General features: G+C 59.1%; 3 protein-coding genes, 1 tRNA gene and 1 pseudogene. 4 read left to right on the top strand and 1 reads right to left on the bottom strand.

Going from position 1 to position 4,273, the window contains the following annotated elements; all coding sequences use genetic code 11:
• Positions 1-470 (top strand): annotated as a pseudogene (locus tag WCE35_RS16415) (hypothetical protein); the annotation flags it as partial.
• Positions 471-554: 84 nt separating this feature from the next.
• On the opposite strand, the gene WCE35_RS16410 reads toward WCE35_RS16415, so the two are convergent.
• Positions 555-646: transfer RNA gene (locus tag WCE35_RS16410), tRNA-OTHER, on the bottom strand.
• A gap of 178 nt (positions 647-824) precedes the next feature.
• Between WCE35_RS16410 and WCE35_RS16405 the strand changes: the two genes are divergently transcribed.
• The 3 genes from WCE35_RS16405 to WCE35_RS16395 all read left to right on the top strand — a co-directional run bounded on the left by WCE35_RS16405 (position 825) and on the right by WCE35_RS16395 (position 4,057).
• On the top strand, positions 825-1,184 hold the full coding sequence (locus WCE35_RS16405; RefSeq protein WP_424594384.1) for a DUF6788 family protein: 360 nt from the start codon (positions 825-827) through the stop codon (positions 1,182-1,184).
• Between the two features lie 3 nt (positions 1,185-1,187).
• A complete protein-coding gene (locus WCE35_RS16400) occupies positions 1,188-2,609 on the top strand; it encodes an ISNCY family transposase (protein ID WP_424594383.1) in 1,422 nt (473 codons plus the stop codon).
• Between the two features lie 239 nt (positions 2,610-2,848).
• The gene (locus tag WCE35_RS16395) at positions 2,849-4,057 is read left to right on the top strand and encodes a tyrosine-type recombinase/integrase (protein WP_424594382.1); all 1,209 of its coding nucleotides are present in this window, start codon (positions 2,849-2,851) and stop codon (positions 4,055-4,057) included.
• Positions 4,058-4,273: the final 216 nt, after the last annotated feature.

Genomic DNA, 4,273 nt, shown 5'->3' with positions numbered 1-4,273 from the left:
TTGACCTCGACGAAATACCTCAGACCACCATGGCATCCGAAGTTGGCCAGATACCCATCGATGGCGGGGATTTTCTGCCGTTCCTTATAGAGTACCGGATGATTGTGGAGGATGGAGGTGGCACGCTGAGAGACCTAGCGAGGCGATATCCTCAGTATACAGATTTGCTTTTCCCTCCTTTGAAGCAGCTTAAAGCACCGAGGAGGAGAGCGCCTGCCGTGCTTGCAATATCTATTTTGGATTATGTTCCTATACCGGGCTATCCTGGTCAATATCACTTCAACTTCGAATTTCACTGCAGTGATTGCGGCGGCTACCTGGTCAGTACGCCCGATGACGAGAACGATCCTGTTCGTTGCAAAGCCTGCGGAGCGGCGTTTGATACATTGGCTAAAGTAAAAGACGCATGCCGATCAATCGCACTCGAGGAGATGAAATCTCGCAAGTTGGGCGCATTTCGCGAGACGTGATGCGGAGAGCAGGCTCGCCGACACCCAAATCGCTACCCAAACAGGTCGAACGAAAGGGGCACCGTGCTAGCTGGTTGATTTTGCTGGTACAGTTGGGTGGGCTCGAACCACCGACCTCCTGTTCCACAGTAAGAACATCATCACGGACAGGGCTACGAAGAAACCGCCAAAACTGCGAAAATCCTAATAAAATCAGTGCATGCCTACTACCGTCAGCCGCCTTGCTCCCTCCCCAATTGGCGCTATCGTGGTAGCTAGTTTCTGTCGCGAAATACATTTCGGCCTTTAAATTAGCGGGTTTCTCGCTAGTTTTCCGTGTGATTTTTCTTGCGACATACATGTGCATAATATCACATGCTTGATATGAAGCATGTTGATTCGGAATCTCCTTGGGATGTCGCGTACTGGCTGCGGAGTGAAACAGCGACTCTTTGGCCTGCACTTCTCGGATCGCTAAGCCTGCGTCGTAGCCGGTGCATCCGCAAGAATTGCGTGGCCTGTAAGTCTGGCGAGCAGCATCAAAGTTATGTGCTGTACGGTCGGGCGAACGGGCGTCGTGTTGCGGTCTACGTGCCGGAAGATCTTGTGCCGGAGGTTCAGCGCAGCCTGGACAACGGGCGGGCTCTGCAGGATCTGCTGCACCAGGCGGCGCCGCGCTATATCAAGGCGCTGAAGCGGGCGCGCTCCGGGGCTACCAAGAGCGACGAGGGCTGAGCGGTGTCTCGAACAGCGGAGCGGCAGGTCAGTTTTGCCGATTGGGAGCTGGTACGTCAGGGCCTGTGCCTTGAGCCGTTGCTGCAGGCCATTTCCGATTTTCTGGACAACCAGAAGGACATGATCGAGCAGGTGCGCTGCGATCTGACGCGGGGTTTGAAGAAGGCCGAGACCGGTCGCAACGGCCTGACGCCACAACAGGTGCTGCGCTCGCTGGTTCTGATGCGCGTCAAGAACTGGAACTATCGCGAATTGCGCGAGCGGATTGCCGACGGGTGCACACTGCGCCAGTTCACCGACTTCTATTGTCTGCCGGTGCCCCGACACGATGCATTCAACCGCGGCTTCAATCGGCTGACGCCGAAGACGCTCAAGGCGATCAATGATCTGGTGGTACAGGCGGCCGTCGGGCTCGGGCTGGAGGATGGCCAAAAGCTGCGTGTCGACACCACGGTGGTGCAGACCGACATTCATCATCCGACCGACAACACGCTGTTGTGGGATGTCGTTCGGGTCGTGACGCGCCTGATCGGCCGCCTTGCCGCAGCGCTGGGACGCCGGCGTATCAAGGGGTTCTGCGATCGGACGCGATCGGCGCGGCGCCGGATGCAAGAGATTCAACGGATGACCACAAGGCAGCGCCAGCAGCAGCAGACCGCGAGATATCGCGAGCTCATCGGCATCGCCGAGGAAGTCATCGAAAGCGCGCGAACGGCGCTCCGGCGGACGGGCAAAGCGCGCGGCAAAGACATCATCACCGACCTGGCGGTCGCAGAGACGCGCAAGGAGATCGAGCACTTTTGCGACCTGGGGGCGCGTGTGATCAATCAGTCGCGGCGCCGCGTGCTCAACGGCGAGCAAGTGCCGGCGGCCGAGAAGCTCTATTCGATCTTTGAGCCCCATACCGACCTGATCAAGCGCGGCAAGGTGCAGACGCCGGTCGAGTTCGGCCACAAGGTCTTTCTCGCCGAAAGCGCGCGCGGATTGATCACGCAGTATGAAGTGCTGGACGGCAATCCCATCGACGAACAGCACGTGGTTATCTCGCTGGAGCGCCACAGGCAGACCTTCGGCGACGTCCCCAAATTGTATGGATCGGACCGTGGCTTCTTCAGCGAGAAGAACGTGATGTCGTGCAAGCAGCAAGGCGTCAAGGTGGTGTGCATCCCGCAACGGGGTGGCACCAAAGCGCCCGAGCGCGAAGCCTATGAGAAGAGCCGGGAGTTCAAGGATGGCCAGCGCTTCCGCGCAGGCATCGAGGGGCGCATCTCGGTGTTGTTCCGCGGTCGCGGCATGAAGCGCTGTCTCGCCGAAGGTCGCGAGCGCTTTGAGCTGTGGGTCGCAGCCGCCGTGCTCGCCAACAACCTCATGAAGATCGCAGCCCTGCTGGCGGACCGATCATCGCGCAGACGAAAAGCCGCCTGATAATATCCCTCAAGTCGATCATTTGTAGCGGAACAGGCGTCCGCAGTCCTCAGTTACATCCACCGCACCGTCCGATGGACGCTTGGTGAAATCACGACTAAAATCACATCAGACTACCCGGCGAATGCTGATGCATGCTGTCAGTTTGCCCCGGTTTTATTGAGGAACTGCCACGCGTCAGCACAAATGCAGGCGTTTCGCGACAGAAACTAGCTAGCTGGTAGCTAGGAAAAGCGGCCATGACTGGCATAACGGTTCGGTCAGTGCAGGCCCTCAAGCCGGGCGAAACCATTTGGGATGCCGGGCACCGAGAGGCAGTTCGGGGCTTTGGTGTCCGCCGCCAGCGCGGCCACCCCACTTACGTGGTTAAATACCGCGTGTTCGGTCGACAACGCTTTTTCACGATCGGCCCGCATGGCTCGCCCTGGACCCCTACGAATGCTCGCAAAGAGGCCAAGCGGCTGCTCGGCCTTGTCGCTGATGGCAAGGACCCAGCGGACGAACGCGCGCAGGCTTGGCTCCGAGCCACGGACACGCTCAGCAAAATTGCTGATGAATACCTGAAGCATGCCAAGCAGAAGCAACGGCCACGAACCTACTCGGAGATAGAGCGATATCTGACAAGCGTTTGGAAGCCATTACATTCGGTCTCCGTGTTCCACATTCGCCGTCGCCATATCGCGGCACGGCTCACCGAGATAGCAACCGACCGAGGGCCGGTCACAGCCGCACGCGCCCGAGCGGCCCTCTCAGCCATGTTCAACTGGGCAATCCGAGAAGGGCTCGACATTCCGGCCAACCCAGTGGTTGGCACCAATCGACAGGCCGAGCCAAAGTCCCGGGATCGGGTCCTCACCGACGTAGAGTTGGCCGAAATTTGGTCAGCATGCCGTGATGACGAGTATGGGCGGATGACGAAGTTGCTAATTCTGACCGCCCAACGTCGTGATGAAGTCGGCAGTATGCGATGGTTAGAGATCGATCCCGAGAACAAATCCTGGATCATCCCGGGCAGCCGGACAAAGAACCATCGCGACCACATTCTTCCGCTGGCTGACGCCGCGCTGGCGTTGATCGAAGCCTCGCCCCACCATCGCGATTTCGTTTTCGGCGATGGCCCGCGCCGTAGAGGCGACAGGCAACGGGGTTTCTCAGGTTGGTCGAAGTCGAAGGCAGCATTGGATGCGCGCATCATTGAGGCTCGGCGGAAAGTCATAGAGGATGCCAAACCCCTGCCCGACTGGCGGCTGCACGATCTGCGTCGTACGGCCGCCACCGTCATGGCGGATCGGTTGGGCGTGCTGCCGCATATTGTGGAAGCGATTTTGAACCACGTCAGCGGTCACCGGGCAGGCGTAGCTGGGGTCTACAATCGTGCCCGCTATGAAGCTGAGATGCGCGAGGCGCTAAAGCGTTGGAGCGAACATGTGTCAGCTCTCGTCGCATAAGCCAAGCGCGCCGCTCCCAATTTGCCTTACCAGCATGGCAGCCCCTTGCCGAACCGGCGGCATCCGGTCAAGACCGAAAAGCCGCGAAGCGGAGGCGCGCGATGGGCGCCAGCCTTGAGGGGATGGCACCGGTCCGGTCCCATGGCGACAAGCAGGTGATGATGCTGGAGACACTGATAGCCCCATGGGGACATTCATAGCTCCAGCCCACGGTTC

Source organism: Bradyrhizobium sp. (genome assembly GCF_049691595.1).
Classification (GTDB): Bacteria; Pseudomonadota; Alphaproteobacteria; order Rhizobiales; family Xanthobacteraceae; genus Bradyrhizobium.
The sequence above is the reverse complement of the archived record's forward strand: the minus strand, read 5'-3'. Positions and strand labels throughout refer to the sequence as shown.